19 protein-coding genes and 1 pseudogene are annotated in these 18,502 nt (G+C 70.3%); 7 read left to right on the plus strand and 13 right to left on the minus strand.

The window, feature by feature from the left end:
* Positions 1 to 80: 80 nt before the first annotated feature.
* The 4 genes from ABZ923_RS00615 to ABZ923_RS00630 form a co-directional block, all read right to left on the minus strand.
* Entirely contained in the window at positions 81 to 1,751 is a 1,671-nt protein-coding gene (locus ABZ923_RS00615) for a carboxylesterase family protein (protein WP_361464824.1), read from the minus strand.
* Positions 1,748 to 2,992 (minus strand): choice-of-anchor Q domain-containing protein, encoded by a 1,245-nt coding sequence (locus tag ABZ923_RS00620; protein WP_361464826.1) that lies wholly within the window; start codon positions 2,990 to 2,992, stop codon positions 1,748 to 1,750. Before ABZ923_RS00620 ends, ABZ923_RS00615 begins: the two co-directional genes overlap by 4 nt.
* Positions 2,993 to 3,695: 703 nt before the next feature.
* A complete protein-coding gene (locus tag ABZ923_RS00625) occupies positions 3,696 to 4,403 on the minus strand; it encodes a hypothetical protein (RefSeq protein WP_361464828.1) in 708 nt (235 codons plus the stop codon).
* 59 nt (positions 4,404 to 4,462) lie between these two features.
* On the minus strand, positions 4,463 to 5,260 hold the full coding sequence (locus tag ABZ923_RS00630; RefSeq protein WP_361465249.1) for an alpha/beta hydrolase: 798 nt from the start codon (positions 5,258 to 5,260) through the stop codon (positions 4,463 to 4,465).
* Between the two features lie 146 nt (positions 5,261 to 5,406).
* On the opposite strand from ABZ923_RS00630, the gene ABZ923_RS00635 reads away from it, so the two are divergent.
* Entirely contained in the window at positions 5,407 to 6,291 is an 885-nt protein-coding gene (locus ABZ923_RS00635) for an AraC family transcriptional regulator (RefSeq protein WP_361464831.1), read from the plus strand.
* Positions 6,292 to 6,411: 120 nt separating this feature from the next.
* Here ABZ923_RS00635 and ABZ923_RS00640 read toward each other — a convergent pair whose 3' ends face one another.
* Positions 6,412 to 6,909, minus strand: coding sequence for a DUF1877 family protein (locus ABZ923_RS00640; RefSeq protein ID WP_361464833.1), 498 nt, complete (start codon positions 6,907 to 6,909; stop codon positions 6,412 to 6,414).
* A gap of 356 nt (positions 6,910 to 7,265) precedes the next feature.
* Here ABZ923_RS00640 and ABZ923_RS00645 point away from each other — a divergent pair, with 356 nt between their 5' ends.
* A complete protein-coding gene (locus ABZ923_RS00645; protein ID WP_361464836.1) occupies positions 7,266 to 8,177 on the plus strand; it encodes an aldo/keto reductase in 912 nt (303 codons plus the stop codon).
* Between the two features lie 145 nt (positions 8,178 to 8,322).
* Here ABZ923_RS00645 and ABZ923_RS00650 read toward each other — a convergent pair whose 3' ends face one another.
* The gene (locus ABZ923_RS00650) at positions 8,323 to 8,460 is read right to left on the minus strand and encodes a hypothetical protein (protein ID WP_361465251.1); all 138 of its coding nucleotides are present in this window, start codon (positions 8,458 to 8,460) and stop codon (positions 8,323 to 8,325) included.
* Between the two features lie 11 nt (positions 8,461 to 8,471).
* On the opposite strand from ABZ923_RS00650, the gene ABZ923_RS00655 reads away from it, so the two are divergent.
* Positions 8,472 to 9,374 (plus strand): LysR family transcriptional regulator, encoded by a 903-nt coding sequence (locus ABZ923_RS00655; RefSeq protein WP_361464839.1) that lies wholly within the window; start codon positions 8,472 to 8,474, stop codon positions 9,372 to 9,374.
* A gap of 65 nt (positions 9,375 to 9,439) precedes the next feature.
* Here ABZ923_RS00655 and ABZ923_RS00660 read toward each other — a convergent pair whose 3' ends face one another.
* Positions 9,440 to 10,534: a hypothetical protein gene (locus ABZ923_RS00660; RefSeq protein WP_361464842.1), complete on the minus strand. Its 1,095-nt coding sequence runs from the start codon at positions 10,532 to 10,534 to the stop codon at positions 9,440 to 9,442.
* A 373-nt stretch (positions 10,535 to 10,907) separates the two neighbouring features.
* Here ABZ923_RS00660 and ABZ923_RS00665 point away from each other — a divergent pair, with 373 nt between their 5' ends.
* Both ABZ923_RS00665 and ABZ923_RS00670 read left to right on the plus strand, forming a co-directional pair.
* Positions 10,908 to 11,759, plus strand: a complete 852-nt coding sequence (locus ABZ923_RS00665; RefSeq protein WP_361464845.1) for a methyltransferase domain-containing protein — start codon at positions 10,908 to 10,910, stop codon at positions 11,757 to 11,759.
* Positions 11,756 to 11,854, plus strand: a pseudogene (locus tag ABZ923_RS00670) (IS5/IS1182 family transposase); the annotation flags it as partial. The gene ABZ923_RS00665 and the pseudogene ABZ923_RS00670, both read left to right, overlap by 4 nt.
* A 56-nt stretch (positions 11,855 to 11,910) precedes the next feature.
* On the opposite strand, the gene ABZ923_RS00675 reads toward ABZ923_RS00670, so the two are convergent.
* From ABZ923_RS00675 to ABZ923_RS00695, 5 genes are all read right to left on the minus strand, one after another.
* Positions 11,911 to 12,402, minus strand: coding sequence for a hypothetical protein (locus ABZ923_RS00675; protein ID WP_361464848.1), 492 nt, complete (start codon positions 12,400 to 12,402; stop codon positions 11,911 to 11,913).
* Between the two features lie 78 nt (positions 12,403 to 12,480).
* Positions 12,481 to 12,993, minus strand: a complete 513-nt coding sequence (locus ABZ923_RS00680; protein WP_361464850.1) for a hypothetical protein — start codon at positions 12,991 to 12,993, stop codon at positions 12,481 to 12,483.
* Positions 12,994 to 13,052: 59 nt separating this feature from the next.
* Positions 13,053 to 14,384, minus strand: a complete 1,332-nt coding sequence (locus tag ABZ923_RS00685; protein WP_361464853.1) for a hypothetical protein — start codon at positions 14,382 to 14,384, stop codon at positions 13,053 to 13,055.
* 176 nt (positions 14,385 to 14,560) lie between these two features.
* Positions 14,561 to 15,067: an STM3941 family protein gene (locus tag ABZ923_RS00690; RefSeq protein WP_361465254.1), complete on the minus strand. Its 507-nt coding sequence runs from the start codon at positions 15,065 to 15,067 to the stop codon at positions 14,561 to 14,563.
* Between the two features lie 6 nt (positions 15,068 to 15,073).
* The gene (locus ABZ923_RS00695; protein WP_361464856.1) at positions 15,074 to 15,484 is read right to left on the minus strand and encodes a DUF4345 domain-containing protein; all 411 of its coding nucleotides are present in this window, start codon (positions 15,482 to 15,484) and stop codon (positions 15,074 to 15,076) included.
* Between the two features lie 88 nt (positions 15,485 to 15,572).
* On the opposite strand from ABZ923_RS00695, the gene ABZ923_RS00700 reads away from it, so the two are divergent.
* Positions 15,573 to 16,247 carry a TetR/AcrR family transcriptional regulator gene (locus tag ABZ923_RS00700; protein ID WP_361464858.1) on the plus strand — a complete coding sequence of 225 codons (675 nt, stop codon included), beginning with the start codon at positions 15,573 to 15,575 and terminating at the stop codon, positions 16,245 to 16,247.
* On the opposite strand, the gene ABZ923_RS00705 is transcribed toward ABZ923_RS00700, so the two are convergent.
* Positions 16,226 to 17,065: a hypothetical protein gene (locus ABZ923_RS00705; protein ID WP_361464861.1), complete on the minus strand. Its 840-nt coding sequence runs from the start codon at positions 17,063 to 17,065 to the stop codon at positions 16,226 to 16,228. The two genes, ABZ923_RS00700 and ABZ923_RS00705, sit on opposite strands and share 22 nt — an antisense overlap.
* A 694-nt stretch (positions 17,066 to 17,759) precedes the next feature.
* Here ABZ923_RS00705 and ABZ923_RS00710 point away from each other — a divergent pair.
* Positions 17,760 to 18,491 (plus strand): alpha/beta fold hydrolase, encoded by a 732-nt coding sequence (locus ABZ923_RS00710; RefSeq protein ID WP_361464863.1) that lies wholly within the window; start codon positions 17,760 to 17,762, stop codon positions 18,489 to 18,491.
* The last annotated feature ends 11 nt before the right edge of the window (positions 18,492 to 18,502 follow it).

The following is an 18,502-nucleotide window of genomic DNA, read 5'->3' on the forward strand; positions in this document are numbered from 1 at the left end:
GCACTCGGCCGGGCCGCCCCGTGCACGGTCAGCAGGATGACGAGCCCCGTCCCTGCCGTCCCCCGCACCGCCTTGTCCGGCTAGGGGTTCCAGAACGCGCAGTGGTGGTCGGTCGCGAAGCCAGTCGTGGTGACGACCCCGTCCGGCGCCAGCACCTGGATGCGGTCCGCTTCGGCCGTGTAGCGAGGCCAGGCGGGGGCACGGGGGCCGTTGGGATCGCCGGTGGCCGCGAACCGTGCCCAGTAGGCGGTCATCGTGTCGGACAGCCGCCGCTGGGCGGGTGTCAGGCGCAGGGAGTCCATGGGAAAGAGATAGGCCAGTTCCGAGGCGTGGAACGCGCCCTGCGGGGTGTGTGGTGCCGGGATGAACGGTGGCGCTTGGGGGTCGTGGAACTCGTAGGCGTAGACAGGCGCCCGGGTGCCGTACAGCCGGCTGTCGGCCCGTGCCGGGCAGGCGAACCGCTGGTCGGTGTTGACGGCGGAATAGGCCAGGTTCGGGGATGGATACGCCGAGGCCGGATACGTGTGCAGGACTGCCGCTGCCCGGCCGCCGTGCTGGAGCCCGATCAGGGCGGCGTACGAGGCGGAGGTCAGTGGTCCGCCGCCGAGCAGGTCCACGTAGAGCGCGGTGAAGTACCGGTACTCGTCGTGGGTGTTGCCGTTCAGCGTGGGCACGGCGTTCACCCGTCCCTCGGCCCATGCCGTGTGCGGAGCACGTGGGAGGACACGAGGCCCGGTGTTCGGGCCCCACAAGGAGGCGGTGCCGGTGCCGGTGCCGCGCAGGAGTTCGGTGGTGGTCAGGGCGCGCAGGCAGGTCGCCGCGGTCCTGGGTTCCGCGCAGCCGACCGAGGCTGCGAAATCGCCTCCCCTCTGCTCGGCCGCGGCGAGCGTGAGCGGTGTCAGACCGCCGTTCGAGGCGCAGCTCCCGCTCTGCTGAATCGCCCGCTGGAACAGCCCTGCGGCGGTCGGGGATGCGATGTGGGCGCAGGTGTCCGCCGATCCGGCGGACTGGCCGCCGAGGGTCACTCGGTCGTGGTCGCCGCCGAAGGCGCCGATGTTGTGCCGGACCCAGCGCAGCGCGGCCTGCTGGTCCATCAGGCCGTAGTCGCCGGAGGCGTGGTCCTCGCTCTCCGATGACAGGGCCGGGTGGGCGAGGAAGCCGAGGGCCCCCAGGCGGTAGTTGACGGTCACCACGACCATGCCGTGCGCGGTCAGCGCCGAGCCGTCGTAGTCGCTGCCGGCGCCGTAGGCGTTGCCGCCGCCGTGCAGCCACACCAGCACGGGGAGGGGCCGGCCGCCGGTGCGGGCGGGTGTCCACACATTGAGGTACAGGCAGTCCTCCGTCGTGCTGCCGGTGCGGTTGGACTCGCCGGGCAGGACGGGGCCGCCGTCGGGGAGCAGCGTCAGCGGCGGTTGGGCGCACGGGCGGGCCGGTGCGGTGGCGTCCCGCACGCCGGGCCATGGTTCGGCGGGCCGTGGGGGACGCCAGCGCAGGCCGCCCGTCGGCGGGGCGGCGAAGGGGACGCCCTGAAAGACCCGGGTGCCGTCGCGGTGCGCCGCGCCGCGCACCCAGCCGCGGTCCGTGCGCACGACCAGGGAGTCGTGGGAGGCATCGGCGCGGGCCGTGGACGGGGGGACGGCGAGGGAGGACAGCAGCAGGGCCAGAACCGCGATCACGGCGCCGGCCAGCGTGGTGCGCAGGCTCGGGGACCTCGTCGCAACTCCTGGTGCCGGTGCGAGCGGTGCGGTCATGACGTGTGCTCGTAGGCGCCGATGTCGCAGGCGGGGCCCTGGGGGCGGTCGACACCGCGCTGATCGGTGGCCGGGCAGTCGGCCGCCGCGTCGAGGGCGGGGCTTCCCGGCAGCAGCGCGGCGGTGTCCGTGGGGCCGCCGTTGTCGGCGAGCGGGCCGATCAGCGGCGTACGGCTGGGCAGGTCGCCCGCGGCGGTGAGCCGGCAACTTCCGTCACCGTCGATGTTGTGCCCCTCCGAGGCGATGGTGGCGAAGGCCTTCTTGCAGTCGGCGGCCTTGCCGTCGACGGTGTTGTCGGCGACGACGGAGTTGCGCAGGGTCAGTCGCCCCAGGGGCAGATCGAGGACGTCGGGGAGCGGGAAGGGCAGGCTGTCGAGGTAGGCCGGGGCGATGTTGATGCCGCCTCCGCCGTCACTGGAACTGTTGCCGGAAATCGTCGAGTTGAGGATCTCCACGGGCCCCCGGCCACGGATGTCGATCCCGCCGCCGTAGCCGGCGAGGCTGCCGGGGCGGTCGCCCGGGTTCGTCACACGGTTGTCGGCGACCGTCGAGTTGGTCACGGTGCCGGTGTCGTCGAACCTGATGCCCCCGGCCTCTCCCGCGGCGTTCCCGCTGACGGTGCTGTCGATCAGGTCCAGGTGCGAGCCGGGGATGTTGAAGATGCCGCCGCCGTAGCCCGCGGAGTTCCCGGTCACGGCGACCCGTCGGAGGGTCATGTGGTGCCCGTTGGCGATACCGCCGCCACCGGTGTCGGTGATGGGCAGTTCGCGCTCCTTGGCCGTTCCCCCTGTGATCGTCAGATCGGACAGCCGGGTGTCCGCCTGCATGCGGAAGGCGCGGTCCAGGTGGTTGGCGTCGATGACGGTGGTCCGCGCGCCGGAACCGCGGATCGTGGTGGGCACGGCGACGTTCAGGTCACCCGTGGTCGGGTCGGGGTGGTCCCCGAGGATCAGGCGGGGGTCGGGCGGGATGGTCAGCCGGTAGTGGCCCGGAGGCAGGACGATGGTGCTGCCCTGGCGGGCGTTGGCGGCCATCACCGCGGCGCGCAGGCTGCAGGCGCCAGACGCGGTGCGGCACAGGCCGTCCGACGGATCGGCGTCGACTGCGTCGGACGTGGTGTCCACGGTGAACTCCGTGGGTCCGTCGGCTTCGGGCGCGGCAGCACTGGCTGTGGGTGCGGCGAGTACTCCGGCCGTCGCGAGGACGACGGCGAGTGCCGCTGGGCTGGTTCGCAGGTTCATCAGATGAACTCCTCTCGGCGAGGAAAGGGGGAACTCGGCTGATGCGAGGACATGCTCCCGATGCAGATGCGGCTCGGGCGACGAACGCGGGCGGGTGCCTTCCGTGTGGCGCTCGGGCGCAGAGGTGGGCCGAGGAGGGCAGTGTGCGTCTTGTGAACGGCGTATGAGCCGTCCGCGCTCTGTAGGGAGCGTTCCATTCACGGAGTTGGGTGTCTACTGACAGGTAGGGGAATGACCGGATAGAGACGGGGTCCGTGGAGGGGACGGCGCCCGCTTGAGCCCTGAGGAAGCTGGGCGAACCCGAAACTCGGCAGCGACCGGGCGGACATCCCGGCGGCCCCTCCCAACCCTCCATACCTACTGGTCAGTACGCTCGCGTCATCCTCGACAACACCGGTGCTCTCCGCCGCCCCACCGCGGCGAACCGGCCGTCGACTCGTTCCCGCACGCCCACGGGCCAGGTCTGCGGTCCCATGAGCGGGGCAACGCCCAACGCGGCCTTCCAGCCAGACTCCGCCGGCGTCACCCGTGTAGCCGTACGCGAACAGATAGGAGCTGACTGCGAGTTGAAGGTGGGTTGTTCGGCGGCGTTTCCGTGCTCCTCGAGTCTGCGGGAGGGGACGCCTTCAAGGCGGATGCGTCGGATGCTCGCCTGGGCAGCAAACGCTGGTCGTGGAACGCGCCCGTGAACCGTAGAGGCCGTTCAGTGCACGCGTTCACCGCACTCTGCCGGGAACAGGACGGCGCCGGGCGGCAGTTCGCCCGGACGCCGTCCCGTCACCCGCAGGCACGCTTCAAGGGAGCCGTCCACGGGTGGGTATTCGAGGCCGACCTCGTCCAGCACGGTGATCTCACCGCCGACGTGCAGTTCCACCGCGTGCACGCCGTCCGGGAAAGAGCCGGACAGAGCCCCGAAGGCTGCCGTGTCATCGCTGTCGGCGACGCACTCTCGGATCTCGAAGCGCCAGTGCTCGGCCGCATCGGCAAGCAGTGACCTGCCCCGCTTGCCCAGTCCAGCGAGGAAAGCCGTGCGAGCGCGCAGCTCGTGGGCGATGGCGCAGCAGACCGGGACTGCTGTGCCGTAGGACGTCGTCACCCGGCTGTACTCGCCGTGCGGATAGGACGACAAGGCCTCGTCGACCAGCCCCAACGCGGTACCCCGCGCCGCCGGGTGGCCCCGCTGAGCGATGTCCAGGAGCAGAGGGGTGGCGACCGCGGCCGCCGGAAACACCGCGGCACTGTGGCCATGGACGATTCCGCCGCCGCCGAGCAGCGAGCGGGCCTCCGCCGCCTCCACCAGGTTCGCCGCAGCCGCGAGCGCGCGCAGACCGCGGGCGGCACGAGCCGGCTCATACCAGTCGGGATGGCCCGGTATGGCACCCCAGTCCACCGCGTCGATCGCATCCAACACGATGGCATCCTCGCACCTGGCTGCTACCTGCCGCCCAGGACCCGATGACGCTCGTGCGGTCAGCGTCGGAGGGGCTGCAGGAAGTGTTCGAGAGCGCTCGCTACGGCGCCGGGGGCTTCGGCTGGGACCAGGTGGCCGGCGGCGGGGAGGGTGACCAGGGTTGCGTGCGGGATGTGCGGCAGGAGGCACTCGCGCAGGACGCGCGGCGGTTCCACCACGTCGTTCTGCGCAGCCAGCACGGTCACCGGGACCGCGATGCCGCGCACGGCGCGGGTGATGTCCTGCGCGATGCCGCGCAGTGGCCACTCCTGCCGGGCCGCGGGTCCTGCGGCGAGGCTGTCGCGTACCACGGTGGCCCGTACCGTCTCGGCCAGCGGTGTGCCGGTCAGGACGTGGTCGAGGGCGTGCCGCACCGTCTCGGGCGAGTCGTACGCGTGGGACAGTCCCTGCCGGTACTCCTCGGTGACCGTGGCCGGCGGCTCCGGCGGTGCGGGCGCGACGAGCACCATGCCGTCCAGGCCGGCCGGCCTGCGGGCGGCGACGAGCTGGCTCACCTTGCCGCCCATCGAGTGGCCGACGAGGACGTACGGCCCCGGCAGGCACGCCTCGACCACGCACGCGAGGTCGTCGGCGAGTTGGTCGAGGTGGTAGGGGCCGGGCAGCGCCCGTGAGGTGCCCCAGCCGCGTTGATCGAAGCGGACTGTCGCCTGCTCGGGCGGCAGATGGCCGATCACGTCGTTCCAGGTGTCGGCGGAGCCACCCCAGTAGTGGACGAAGACCAGCGCCGGTCCGGTGCGGCCGCCGACCCGTACCTCCAGGGCCCCGCCCGCCACCGGCACCATCCTTGTCGTTTCCATCATCGCTCCACCTTCCACTCGGCTGCGGGAGGCGATCGGCTCGTGCAGCCGCCGCCTCGGACGGGGCAGCTGGTCTCCCGTTCACGTGCATACTCGACGCTACGGAAGACGCGGTCCGCTCCCTGATGGAAAGGAGCACGGTAGTTGTGGAAAACGGACACCATGCTGTGCGGCAACTGCGCTACTGGCCGGCGGTCGGCTCGCCCCACGGTGTGGAGGTCCTCGACTTCGCCGCACTGCGTTCCATGGACACCCAGCGCCGTCGTGTACTCCCCCAGCGCCCCGACTTCCACGTCCTCGCCCTGACCGCCGCCGGCGTCGGCACCATCGAAGCGGACTTCCTCGCCTACCGGCTGGCGGAAGGCAGCGTCGTGTGGATCCGGCCCGGCATGGTGCACCGCTGGAGCGACATCGACGCCTGCGAAGGCCCGTTGATCCTCTTCCGGCCCGGTTTTCTCCCCGGCTTCACCACGGCGGAGGCCACCGCCCCGGCGTGCTGGCAGTTGGACCAGCAGCGTCTGGAACTCGCCCTGCTCGCAGCCGAACACCTCGGCCGCGAGCACGACTCGGCAGCGCGCAGCCCGCACGTGGCATCCCCCGCGCTGCTCTCCCATCTGCTGGCGGCACTGCTCCTGCGCGCCCTTCCCGATGCACCCGCCCGAACCGACCCGGCCCCGGCCGGCAACCGCTCCGCGGACGTGTTCCGCGCCTACCGAGCCGCCGTCGAGGAGCATTTCACCGACTGGCACCACGTGGCCGACTACGCGCGGGCACTCGGCTACGACGTGCGCACCCTCACCCGGGCGACCCGCGCCGCCACCGGCACGGGCGCCAAGGCCTTCCTCGACCAGCGCATCCTGTTGGAAGCCAGGAGACTCCTCGCCCACACCGACCTGCCGGTCGCCGGTTGCGCCCGACGCCTCGGATTCCGGGACGTCGGCAACTTCACCACGTTCTTCCGGCGTCAGGCAGCCATGCCCCCAGCCGCTTGGCGCACCGCCTACGGCGCAGCCGGCACCCGTGACGCCTGATGTCACCGCGGCTGGTCCGCCACTCGGCTCCGGCGGCGGAGAGGCTCTGACGACGTACGGTGACGAGGCCGTCTGCAGAGGCGGATCAGCTCGTGGCTGTGACCGGCACGCGACCACGTCTCAAGCCCACACCGCCCTCACCACGGCGTGACCTGCTGCAGCCGCCCGCCCGTAGAACCCTGCGAGGCGCCTGTGACAGTCGAGGAACTCCTGCCTGGTCCGCGCCTCGTGTCCCCGGGACCAGACGAGCTTCGCTCCGGCGACGTTCCACAGCTCGTCGAAAGAGACATTCGCGAGGAAATCCGCGGCCTCTAACACACCGGACGGCTCCAGGAGCCCCAGGGGCGGGTTGGAGGGGTCGGCGTCAGTGCCGTGTGCCACGGGGCGGCCGCCGTATATCGGCAGCTCCCAGGGTTTGGCGGCGTCTGCATCGAGGACATCGGCAGCGGCGTAGAGGTCGTTGACGGCACCCCAGACCTTCTCGATCGAGACGGCGATGCCCGCTGCGTACTCGGCAGGCTGGTTCTCCCACGCCTCCCCCATGAACGCCGCAAGCCAGGTGTGGTCGTCCCGGATCTCGGATTCCGCGACGGCGCGCATGTGCATGTGGATGCTCACAACGACGAGTCCTCGAGTTCGGCGGCCCGCCTGCCGGGCCGAACGGACAGAACTTACTCGACGGCCCTGACACGGGATCGGAGGCCGGGGCGGCCGTGGAGCCTGCCGCTGGAGACCGGTTCTGTTTGTGGCCACGTGCTGGCGGGCGCCTCAGCCGCCCCTCCCTGCTAAAATCCAAGCCAGCAGGAGAGCCTTCTCGGCGCGGATTCCGATCCGCCGGGGAGGCTTTTCTCGTGCCCGGGGCCTTGCCCCGGTGCTGGTGGGCCCGTTGTGAGGCGGTCGCCCTGCCGTGCGGGTCATCCGCCGCGCCCACCCGTCGGTTCCTGGTTCCCAGCCCCCAAGAGGAGAGCCCTGTCATGAGCCCACAGACGAGCACCACCGCAGCAGCCGCCGGAACTTGGCGACTCGGTGACCTGACCGTCAACCGCGTCGGGTTCGGTGCGATGCGCCTGACGGGTACCGCGCCCTTCGACCGCGGAGTGCCGCGGGACCGTGAGCAGTCGGTCGGCGTGCTCCGGCGGGCGGTCGAGCTCGGTGTGAACCACATCGACACCGCCGCGTTCTACTTCTCCGCAAGGTGCTCCGCCAACGAGCTGATCAAGCGGGCGCTGGCGCCGTACCCGGAGGACTTGGTCATCGCCACGAAGGTCTGGCCGGACCGTGATCCTTCGGGCGCGTGGTGGTGGGCCACTCCGGAGCAGTTGCGCGGCCAGGTCGAGGAGAACCTCCGCCAACTCGGCCGCGACCACCTGGACGTGGTGAACCTGCGCGTGCCACCGAGCCGACGGAACGGATCGATCGGCGAGCACTTCGGGGCCTTGGCGGAGCTGCGCGACGCCGGGCTGATCCGTCACCTCGGCATCTCCAACGTCACGTCCGAGCAATTGGCCGAGGTCCGAGCCGTCGCCCCGGTCGTCTGCGTGCAGAACGCGTACGGGATCGGTGCGGCGAGCGAGGACCGGGCGCTCCTGCGACTCTGCGGCGAACTCGGCCTCGCCTACGTTCCGTTCTTCGCCATCGCCGGCCGCGGCCGTGAGGCCGGTCCGGTTCCCGGTGACAGCGAGGAGGTGTGCGCCGTCGCCCGCGCGCACGGTGTGTCCCTCGCGCAGGTCCGGCTGGCCTGGACCCTGCAGCAGGGGCCGCACGTGCTGGCCATCCCCGGGACCGGTGATCCGGGGCACCTCGAACAGAACGTGGCGGCCGGCGCGCTGCGGCTCTCGAAGGAGGAGATGGCACGCCTCGCCTCACTGCGGCCGGCCGAGGCATAGCGGGCCGTGCCCCGTCGCAAGCCGCTCCCCCAACTACGGCTCGGGAGTGGGAGATCTGCCGCTCGCTCCCGTCGCGGAGTCCCTCGACCGAGCATGACCGGGACCCGAATCCCGCCACCGACCTGGCACAAGGTTCTGACGTGAGTCAGCCCGGCAGTTGCTGGTCGAGCTGCGTCACCTCTTCCGCGCTCAGCGTGAGTTGCGCGGCCTGGGCCGAGTCGGTGATGGAGGCCGGGCGGCTGGCTCCCGGTACCGGGATGACGGCTGGGGAGCGGGTGAGCAGCCAGGCTACTGTTGATCGATGTGCAGCGGCTTCGCGTCCTTCGGGCGGTGGCGGACCACGGGAGCTTCAGCAAGGCGGCAGCGGCTCTCCGCCTCACCCCGTCCGCCGTCTCCCAGCACGTAGCGGTGCTGGAACGCAGTCTCGGTGCCCAGGTGGTGGCGCGCAGCACGCGCGGGGTCACGCTCACTGCGGCCGGCCAGATCATGGTCGGAGCCGCCGAGTCCGTCGCGGCGGAACTGGAACAGGCAAGGCAGCAGGTCGAACAGCTCAGCACGGGCCTGGTACAGCTCACCGTGGCCACCTTCACCAGCGGCGGCCGGCATCTGCTGCCGGGCGCGATCGCGCGGTTCATGGCGACGCGTCCTCGCGCTGTGCTCCATGTCAGGGAGGGCGAACCCGAGCACTCACTGCCCCTGGTTCGCCAAGGCGCTGTCGACCTCGCTCTCGCCTACCACTTCGACGGCCCGCTGCCCATGGGGTCCGGCCCGAGTTCCAGCCTGGAGTGGATCGCTCTCCTGGAAGATCCTCTGCACGCGGTCCTCCCGGAGGGGCATCGACTCGCCGACCGGGAGTCGCTCGCCCTCGCGGAGCTGGCAGCCGAGCCCTGGGTACTCGGATGCCTCAAGACCGAGGCGTACTTGCGCCGCTACGCCGAGCGTGCAGGCTTTGAACCGGACGTGCGCGGCACCACCACCGACTACTTCTTCGCCCGTTCGCTCGTCGCCGCGGGCATAGGGGTCTCGCTCATCCCTTCCATCGCGCTCATCCCGGCGGTTCCGGGAGTGCACACCGTCCCGGTCGAGCCACCGACTCCGAGTCGGCACATCGGCGTCGCCACGATCCGGGGTCGTCGCCACCAGCCACACGTCACGTCGTTCATCCACGCCCTTCGCGAGCAGGTGTTGGAGCACTGACGGGCTCGCGCATGGTGGGCAGTGAGGCGTCCGGGGTTTTGGTGTGGCTCCGTTCTGCACGTGCTTCAGGGCCGACCGTCGATCCTTCGGATTCCCTCCGCGGTCGTACGACGCTTCGCCGCCCGAGGCCACTTCTGGGGCGGTTCCTCGGCATCCGACCGGTAGGCCGCGAGCAGCAGCGGCCGGTAGGTGGATTCACTCACCTTGCTCTTCCTGCGCAGGATCAGGGACTTTCTGTCGACTCCCGTGCTGAAGCTGAACATCACGGGCCCGTCGTCCCGGTGCTGGAAGACACCGCCCTGGTTCTTGAAGAAGTGCACGCCCAGCGTCTTCTCCGGCAGGAGTTTCCGCGCGTAGTAGTCGACACGGTGGCTGTTGACGACGGGATCGGAGCCCTCGGCCAGGTGGACGAGGCACAGGGGATCCTCCACCACCGCAAGGAGCTTGCACAGCTCTCTCTTCGCCTGCGCGTGCCCGCTTCCCTTGTCGTCGTACGGGGGCAGGACCACGGTGAGCCGCTCCAGGCACTGGAGTTCCACGATCTTGCGGACCTCCCACCACGTGGACGTGCGGATCTCCTGGTGCGGCGGCAGGATCAGGACGATCGAGTGTGCGGCCTCGATGAGCCGGGCGACCGGTTCCTTCCACGCGGTGTGCTCGGCCCGCATGTAGACGAGGCCGCCGGGAGCCAGGGCGAGGCCGGGGTCGACCACCGCGTACGCCTGGGACGCGAAGGTGTCGGACCAGGCTCTGGAGACCACCTGCTCCATGGTCGAAGTGACCTTCATCCCACCCAGGGCCAGGGACCGCCGTCCCCTGCCGCTGCGCACGATGATGTGCCCGGCGGACCCGAACGGGCGCAGGATCAGGCAGAACCGCGCGCCGGACGCGACCAGCTCCGGTACGACGTCACCGATCTCCTTGATGCGGACGCGCAGGGTGAAGCGCACCAGCCACACCATCCTGAGCACGCCGACCGTGAAGAGCGTCAACACCAGTAACGGCAGGACGACGGGGCCGCCGTCGGCGACCAGCACACCGATGAACAGCAGCAGCGCGAAGTTGAAGAGCCCGAAGCAGCCGATGTTGCGCCACAGCCGCAGGGCGACGGCCCACGTTCCCGTTTCCCCCTGGAGATTGCGTGGCTTCGTTCCGGACATGGGGCCATCCCCTCCCCCGACGGGACGTGACGACCGCACCGGATGCCGCCCGGCGAGGTCCCGTTCGACACTACCCACCACGCGGTCACCAGCGCCGTGGAACGCCGATTGTGGCACCGGACGCGGTAGGAAAAAACGGGTGCGGCTCCGCCGATGCTCGTAGACTCGTGGCGTGGCATTCATGAGCACCCCGCACTGCTGCTTCCTGTGATCGGAAGGGCGTTGAGGGCGATGTCGGACGGCGTCGCCCTCCTTGGTGAGCCTGCTGCGTGAACCGCGTTGCCGACGCTGCCCGTTCCTTCCTGAGGCAGTGACGCCCTGACCGCGCGTGCAGGCACGGTCTCTTCCCTTCACCCCTCGCCAGGAGTGCCTTGTGCCTGTGTCACTTCCCCCTGCCCTCGAACTGTCCCTCGATCTGCTGCGCTGCCCGACGTGCCGCACGCACCGCCTGCGTCCCGACCTCGGCGCACTGCGCTGCCCGGCGGGTCACACCTTCGACATCGCCCGCCACGGCTACGCCGGCCTGCTGACGGGCAACCGCGCCACCAGCGGCGACGACGCGGCCATGGTCCGGGCGCGGGACCGGTTCCTGTCCACCGGCGCCTACGCGCCCATCCGCCGCGTCGGTGCCCGCCTGGCGGCCGGCACCGTGTCCGAGCGGGCCGCGGTCGTGGACGCGGGATGCGGCACCGGCTACTACCTGGCCGGCGTGCTCGACCAGCTGCCCGGCGCCCGCGGGCTGGGTCTGGACACTTCGGCGCGCGCGCTGCGCTCGGCAGCCCGTGCCCACGACCGAGCCGCCGCGGTGGCCTGGGACGTCTACCGTCCGTTCCCCTTGGCCGACGGGGTGGCCGATGTCGTGCTGGACGTGTTCGCACCGCGCAACCCGGCCGAGTTCCACCGCGTGCTGCGCCCGTCCGGCCGGCTGATCGTGGTACGTCCCACCGACCGGCACCTGGCCGAGCTGCGCGGCCGCGTGCCTGCGATGGTCACGATCGACCCGGCCAAGGAGCAGCGCCTGCACCGGGCACTGAACCCCTTCTTCGAGGCCGTCGTCACCGAACGGATCGAGTACTCCGCGACCCTGTCCAGGCAGGATGCCCTGGACCTGGTGGCGATGACGCCCAGCGCGCGTCACATAGGCCGTGCGGGCCTGGATGACGACGGTCTTCTGCCCGCTCAGGTCACCGTCTCCGTGCTGGCCACCGCCTACCGGTCTCGGTGACCACGAGCAGGCACACGCGCCTGCCGGCCGACGAGCGGTGGGCACGCCCGGCGCCCTGCCTTCCCCACCACACCGGGTGGGCAGGGCGGCCGTTCACCGGCCACAGTGCCGGTACGGACCGTCGCGGTATCGGAGGCTCCGGGGCCCGTGGTCAGCCGGTCCGACGGGCTCCGTCCGGCCACACCACGTCCACGGGCATTCCCTGCGCCCGTGCCCGGAGCACCACGTCCGCCGTGCCTCCGCCCTTTCCGCTGGGCGGCTCCCCGTTCCAGACGGCCACGAGCCGATCGGCGTGTTCCAGGAGGGCGGCGTTGGCGGCGTCGTAGGCAGCACGGTCCGCCGTCTCGTGCGGCATCACCAGGACCTCGTCGGCGGCTTCGACGAGCTGGTCGAAGAGGGGCGCGTGATGGGGGGCGACCACGGTGCGGCGGTAGTCGCGGGAGGGGATGATGGCGATCAGCCGTCCGCCGTTGGCCAGTACGGACTGGGCGAACACCGAGTCGGAACCCTCGGCGATGCACGAGACGCCGACGAGTGCGCTGTCGCGGGCGTACCGCCGGAGCAGCCCGTCGAGAGCGGTGCGGATCGCGGGGACGCCGTCCGCGGCCAGATCCATGTGCCCGGTCACCGCGATGGTTGTCATGGACCGTCCCCTTCATCTCGACAGGGTGATCCTATCCACCGCGGGCCCTGGCACCGCGCTTGCCGCTGGGCGGTGGGCTCACCTCGTCACCACGGCCCCGAAGGCCACGAGGTACGACAGCGCGAAGACGACCGGCACCCACTGCTCCACGTGCGTCAGCGGCATGTACGTGCGCCAGTCGCGGCCCTCGCCGAGCGCGCCCCACTCCGCCCGCGAGTACGCGTAGGCAGGGAGCTTCGCCTCGAAGGCACCGATCACCGCGTACTTGGCCGCGTTGAGCTGCCGGTAGGAACGCACGATCACATACCAGGCCATGCATTGGGCGAGGACGATCAGCAGCCCTGCCACCAGCACCCATGCGGAGGAGCGCGGCCAGCCCGCGCCGGACCCGGCGGCGAGGGCGCCGACGACCGCGGTGTTGAGCGTCAGGAAGAAGGTGTTGGTGAGATTGCGCCGGGAACTGACCCGGTCGGCCATCTCGACGCACAGCTTGTACTGCTCCAGTATCGCCGCCTGGTATGTGGCTGTGCCCTCGGAGAAGTCCGTCGGGCTGACGCCCTCGTTCCAGAGCCTGTCGTCGATGCCGGCCATGCGTTCATGATGGCCGAACACCCTTTGCGGCCGGATCGATTCCGCCAAACCGCCTCCCCTCAGACCCGGTGACCCCGTTGGCCGGGTGACGACTCTTCCGGGTGGTCCCAGGGCTCCCACGGCGGAAGCCGTTCGAGCACCGGGCCCAGTTTCCTCCTCACCGATCCCAGCACCCGGTCGCGGTGCCTGGTTCCTCCCCAGACCTTGTCGCTCCCGAAGAAGACGAAGTGCGGGCTGCCGCGGTCGTCGAAGTAGACCGCACCTTTCAGCGAGAGGTTGTCGGTCGGCTCACCTTCCGGATAGGGCGGCAGCGACGGAGGTGGCCAGGAGGCACGGACGCCATCTCCCGCGGGGCTTGCGGCCGCCTCGGCCAGGGCCGTGCCGGCAGCGGCGCGGAACCGCTCGTAGGTCTCCCGGTCGGGGACGAGCAGTACGAGACGCCGTGCGGGCAACAGCCGCACCGCCTGCGAGAACTCCCACTGCAGTCCGGCACCGGGGCCGACCGCGATGACCACCAGTCGGGCCCGGAGCATCAGGTCGCGCACCGTGTCCTGCCAGTCGTGGATCGGCAGGTACAACCGCCGGGCTCCCACCAGGGGGAGCCTCTCTCCGGGGCGACCCACGGCCACCATCGGTGCCACGGGCTCGAGCGCCTCGGCGAGTTGCTCTTCCTCCGTGAGGCCGGACAGACGGAAGTCCGGCAGCACGGCCCCCGGTCCGGGAGCCCGGTGCTCGGTCTGCTCCAGCATGGTGCGTGGAAGGTCGTCCTCGAAGGACCTCAAGTAGAGGGAGTAGGAACCGCTTTGCAGGTCCTGGGGCGAGTGGATGACCTCGGACAGGTGCTGCCGCCCGAGCACGGCGAGTTGCCGGGCACCGGACAGCAGTGTGTACCCGGACACCGAGGCCAGGGGGATCAGGAGGTCGAAATCCCACCAGGGCACCGAGAGGTCGTCCCGCCAGCTCCTGTTGATCGCGTTGAAGGCGGCGATCGCCAGGAACAGCCGCACGGGGACGAACGCCTTCCCGGTGGGGGGTCTGCGTAGAACGACCGCCCGGTAGCCGACGACCAGGACTGCTCCCGCGGCGACCGCGCCGGCCAGGGCCGCCGCCAGGTACCACCACTCCCGGTGTGCGTCGGTGAGTAAGGCTCCTTCCGGCAGCCTTGTCACCTGCCAGTGGTCTACGGCCACGAGTGCCAGGGCGGCGCCGACGGCACCGGTCGGCCACGCGCTGATGGTGAGGAACCTGCCCCAGGCGGCCGATTGCCGGAGCGCCGCGGGAAGTGCCGCGCGGGCCGATGCCTCGGGTGAGCTTGCTGCCTGTGCCGTACGGCCGCTGCCGCAGCCCTGGGCTTTCGCGCTGTCCGCGTCGTCCGTGTTCTGCTTCGACATACTGCCGCCCCCCGTCCCGGGCGATGGTCGATCGGGCCGGCCGGCCACTGCCCGCTCATGCGTCAGGATGCCAGACGGGGCGTCAAGTCAGCGTGGCGATTGTGTCGTTGTCCGGCTCCTTCCTGGCCCCGACCGGTCAGGCGGCACGGAACCAGCCCGTCGGCCAGCGGTCGCGCTCAGTGCTGAACTGCGAGTCCGGGGCGGTGGCGGCGCATCGCCTCCAGGACCGCCTCAGGTGGCACCGACAAGGTGTTCGTAGGCATGGTGGCCGGACCATAGCCGAGTCGTGCGTTCATGGACGCGGTGCCGCGGACGAGCTTGGGTGCCCGAGCCAGGTAGGCGTCCGGATCGTGCAGCACCAGCTCGATGAACCGCTGCGAGGTGTTGCGTACCCGCTGCTCGCGCATGCGCACGGCGGCTATCTCGGCCCAGCCGAACCGGCCCAGCGTCACATGGTCCACTCCCGCGTCGTTCAGCAACAACTCCGGCCGGTCGCGGATCAGGCGCTGCGTGATCATCACGGCGCAGGACCCGAAGAAGGGCACGGCCAGCGCTCCCGCCACGGTCATCTTCACGGAGCTGTGGGCGACCAGGAAAACAAGGCCAAGAGCGACGAACGATGACGCGCTTCTTACCGCAACGCGTGGTCGCCGTCCAAAGGTCGGTGCGGGACGAGCCGACAGTGTGCCTCAGCCGGCGGAGGCGGCCTCGGCGCCGTTTCGCACGGTCCGCTCCTCCGCATCCGCCAGCCAGAAGAAGACCGGCGGCAGGCCGAGCTCGATCACCGCCAGCGCGACCTGGAACGACTGTGGCCAACCGTGCACGGCGAGCGAGAGCAGCCGGCCCACGCCACCCAGCAGGAATACGCCGGCCAGCCACCGCACCTCCCGAGCCGGGATCGGACGCTGCTGCGCGGCCCAGAGCCACGCCAGCCCGTAGCCGACGAAGCAGGCCCCCATGAACCGGCCCCAGCTGTCGATCGTGGTACCGGCGGAACCGGCTCCTGGGATCGCCGCGTTGCCGAGTGCCACGTGGAACAGGCCGATCGCCACGCAAGCCCAGCCCATCAGCTGCGTGAGTACGCGCAGAGCCCTGGCCATGGTTCCCCCAAGCCGTCATGCGGAGCTTACTTGACATGTGTCTACTAGCTTGGTGCCCTAGTAGACGCATGTCAACTAGACTTCGCGTGTGCCTCCTCGCCAGCGCCTCTCCCCCGCCGATCGCCGCGCACAGCTCCTCGCCGTCGGCGCACGGCTCTTCGCCACGCACCCTTACGCCGACGTACTGATGGAGGACGTCGCGGAAGCGGCCGGCGTCTCCCGGGCCCTGCTCTACCGTCACTTCCCCAGCAAGCAGGCCCTCTTCGCGGCCGTTTACCAGCAGGCGGCGGACCAGCTGCTCGCCGAGACCCGGTTCGACCCCGCCGACTCCCTGGTGGAACAGCTCATCCAGGGTTTGGACGTGCACCTCGACTACTTCGTCGCGAACCGCAACGCCGTCCTCGCCGCCAACCGGGTCCTCGCGGGTGACCCGGTGATCCAGACGATCATGACGAACGAGCTGGACGCGCTCCGGGCCCGCCTGCTGGCCGTACTCCCCCTGGCCGACGAGAGCGCCCGCGAGGCCGTGTCAGGCGTCCTGAAGAGCTGGCTGGTCTTCGTCCAGGTCCTGTGCGTCGACTGGCTCACCCACGAGACCTGCACCCGCACCCAGTTGCGTGACGTCTGTATCGGCGCGGTGCTCGGTGCCCTCCGGCCGCTGCTCACGGAGGACCCCGCCCCCGACTGGCCTCGGCAGGGGTCGGGTGCGGGTGCCTCCGACGCCCGAGTCGGCGATCGCACTCAGAAGTCCAGCGGGCCATAACTCACGAAGAAATGCCCTGAGGCGTAGCTCATGGGGTACCCCAACTGGACATCCGTGAGCATGCGCAGGATGAACTCACCGGCTCCGCAATCGAAGTGCTGCTCGTCGCCGCCGTCGGACTGCGTGACCACGGTCCACTCGTCGGGTTCGGTCGCGCCCGTCGACCACATGAGTCCGAGCTCGTATTCCGACCAGCCCCAGGGCAGGCGTCCGCCGGAAACCAGGTCGGGGCCGTATCCCTTCCACGGGTTGCGGCCGGCGCCCGGGCCGCCGGGTACGGCAAGCTCGACGTACTCGTCAAAGCTGCCCGCGCCGAACAGGTCGACGATCTCCTTGTAGTCGCCGGGGAGCCGTGTGCCGAGCTCGGCCTCGATGCTGAGCCAGTCGACGCGAGGCCCGGGTATCGGCTCCCAGCCTGTGACGATGCGCAGCCTCTCGGCCCAGGACGCGTCCTCCGGGAAGCCTGCGGACGCGGGGTCCTCGCGGTGGGCGATCACGGCGACCGCCCGGGGGCCATGCGGGGTGGCAACCAGCCCGCACCCGAGCCAGCGGTTCCGGTAACCCCAGCCCCGCATCTCCAACAGCTCCGCCGCCCCGAAAGGTTCGACCAGCGGCAGTCCGGTGCGTTCGGTCAGCGACGGATCGACGAACCCGCCCATCGCCAGGTTCCGGTGTCGTCCCGCCCACGCACCGAAACCTGCGACAAGTTCATGCAGGTCCGCACCCTGCGGGGCCTCCATGACGACGGGATGACCCCGCTCAGGGGGATTCCCCTGGATGACACGCCAGACAGCCTCGACGAACGCACTGGTTTCCATGGCCGTAAGTCAAGCCCATGCCACTGACATCGGCGGCCATCCGGTGGTCCCGCTTCAGAGGCGTGGCGGCCTGACGGGGGGCTGCGACGCCGGAAAATGCGCCGTGATGTCGCCGGTTCGAGCCGCTCGGACAACTCCCGTACAACTTAAAGAAGGTTGGTTATTTAATTGACCATTAGGATAGGCGTTCTTTACCGAATCCTTTGATTTATGGTGTCGGTCACGAACGGGGTGGCCATTTCTACACCCCGACGACGTGTGACGCAAGTCACTCCGTCGAAGTGGCAAGGTGAGGGAAGCCGCGCGGTTGAGCTGCAAGGGTCGTTTTTCAAGGTGACCGGAGTCGGACGGGCAGAGTGCCGCCGCAAGAGGGCTCAATGTCTTGTTGCCGAGATCAAGCCACTCTCCGACAGTCGGGCTTGACTTGCCCGAGGTGGGGAAATCGGGACCGTTGGTCTGTGCATGAGGTTGATTGACAGAAGACAAGGTGGCCGTTGAAATGAACATCAACGGGCCCGCTTGCCGCGCCCGGCCGTTGCAAATCGGGGACAAGACCTGTGACTCGTCCGGCTTTCTGCCGCGAATGCCGCGAATGAAAAGTCCCCTCATTCATCAGCCCCAGTAACCGGCGAGCCGTCAGGAGTGAATGGTGACGGAAACAACGTGCCGACCCCTGCGCGCATCCACCCCCCTCATGTCCGCCTTCGGCCGCCGCCCCGGTCCCCTCAGAACCCTGCTCCTGCACCCGTCGGGCGGTGGGCTGGGACAGTACATGGCCGTGATCTCGCACCTGAGCCGTCGCGGACCCGTGCACGGGATCCGAGCGGCCGGCCTCCAGCCGGGTGAGACGCCCGACGACAGCGTCGAGGCCATGCTCCAGCGGTACCTGCCCCTGCTGCGCACGCTTCCCGGGCCGCCCGACCTGCTGCTGGGATGGTCGCTCGGCGGTGTGCTGGCCTGGGAGCTGGCCGTCGCGCTGGACGCCACCGGACACCGTCCCGCCGTGGTCATGGTGGACAGCTTCGCCGAGCCCTGGTCGGCCTGCCACACGAGTGCGGATGAGCTGCTGGGCCGGATCCTCTCGCAGTCCTCGTCACCGGAGCCCGGGGCCAAGGAGCGGCTGGCACGGACGGCGACGGCGCACCTGAAGGCCTCCGCCGAACACCACGCCTCCCGTCACTACGACGGCCCGGTACTCCTGATGCCCTGCGCCGGGAGCGAGCGGGAGGATCAAGTGGCCGCCTGGGCACGCAGGTCGCCGCGCCTGGTCACACGCGACCTGCCGTGCGGCCACTTCGACGTGTTCCAGCCGGGACACCACCGCCTGATGACGCATCACCTCGACGCCTTCCTCAGCGAACGGCCCCGCGAGGGCCGGCCGTCCGGCGGGAGCCGGCTGCCCGCCGTCGCGGGGAGGCACGGATGACCCCCCACCAG

The sequence above is a fragment of the Streptomyces sp. NPDC046881 genome, from assembly GCF_040645015.1.
In the GTDB taxonomy this organism is placed as follows: Bacteria; Actinomycetota; Actinomycetes; order Streptomycetales; family Streptomycetaceae; genus Streptomyces.

Excerpts from the sequence above, each read along its gene's own strand:
- ABZ923_RS00615 (WP_361464824.1), bottom strand. The coding sequence starts at position 1,751 with ATGACCGCACCGCTCGCACCGGCACCAGGAGTTGCGACGAGGTCCCCG.
- ABZ923_RS00620 (WP_361464826.1), bottom strand. The coding sequence starts at position 2,992 with ATGAACCTGCGAACCAGCCCAGCGGCACTCGCCGTCGTCCTCGCGACG.
- ABZ923_RS00630 (WP_361465249.1), bottom strand. The coding sequence starts at position 5,260 with ATGGAAACGACAAGGATGGTGCCGGTGGCGGGCGGGGCCCTGGAGGTA.
- ABZ923_RS00645 (WP_361464836.1), top strand. The coding sequence starts at position 7,266 with ATGAGCCCACAGACGAGCACCACCGCAGCAGCCGCCGGAACTTGGCGA.
- ABZ923_RS00660 (WP_361464842.1), bottom strand. The coding sequence starts at position 10,534 with ATGTCCGGAACGAAGCCACGCAATCTCCAGGGGGAAACGGGAACGTGG.
- ABZ923_RS00675 (WP_361464848.1), bottom strand. The coding sequence starts at position 12,402 with ATGACAACCATCGCGGTGACCGGGCACATGGATCTGGCCGCGGACGGC.
- ABZ923_RS00680 (WP_361464850.1), bottom strand. The coding sequence starts at position 12,993 with ATGGCCGGCATCGACGACAGGCTCTGGAACGAGGGCGTCAGCCCGACG.
- ABZ923_RS00685 (WP_361464853.1), bottom strand. The coding sequence starts at position 14,384 with ATGTCGAAGCAGAACACGGACGACGCGGACAGCGCGAAAGCCCAGGGC.
- ABZ923_RS00695 (WP_361464856.1), bottom strand. The coding sequence starts at position 15,484 with ATGGCCAGGGCTCTGCGCGTACTCACGCAGCTGATGGGCTGGGCTTGC.
- ABZ923_RS00705 (WP_361464861.1), bottom strand. The coding sequence starts at position 17,065 with ATGGAAACCAGTGCGTTCGTCGAGGCTGTCTGGCGTGTCATCCAGGGG.
- ABZ923_RS00710 (WP_361464863.1), top strand. The coding sequence starts at position 17,760 with ATGTCCGCCTTCGGCCGCCGCCCCGGTCCCCTCAGAACCCTGCTCCTG.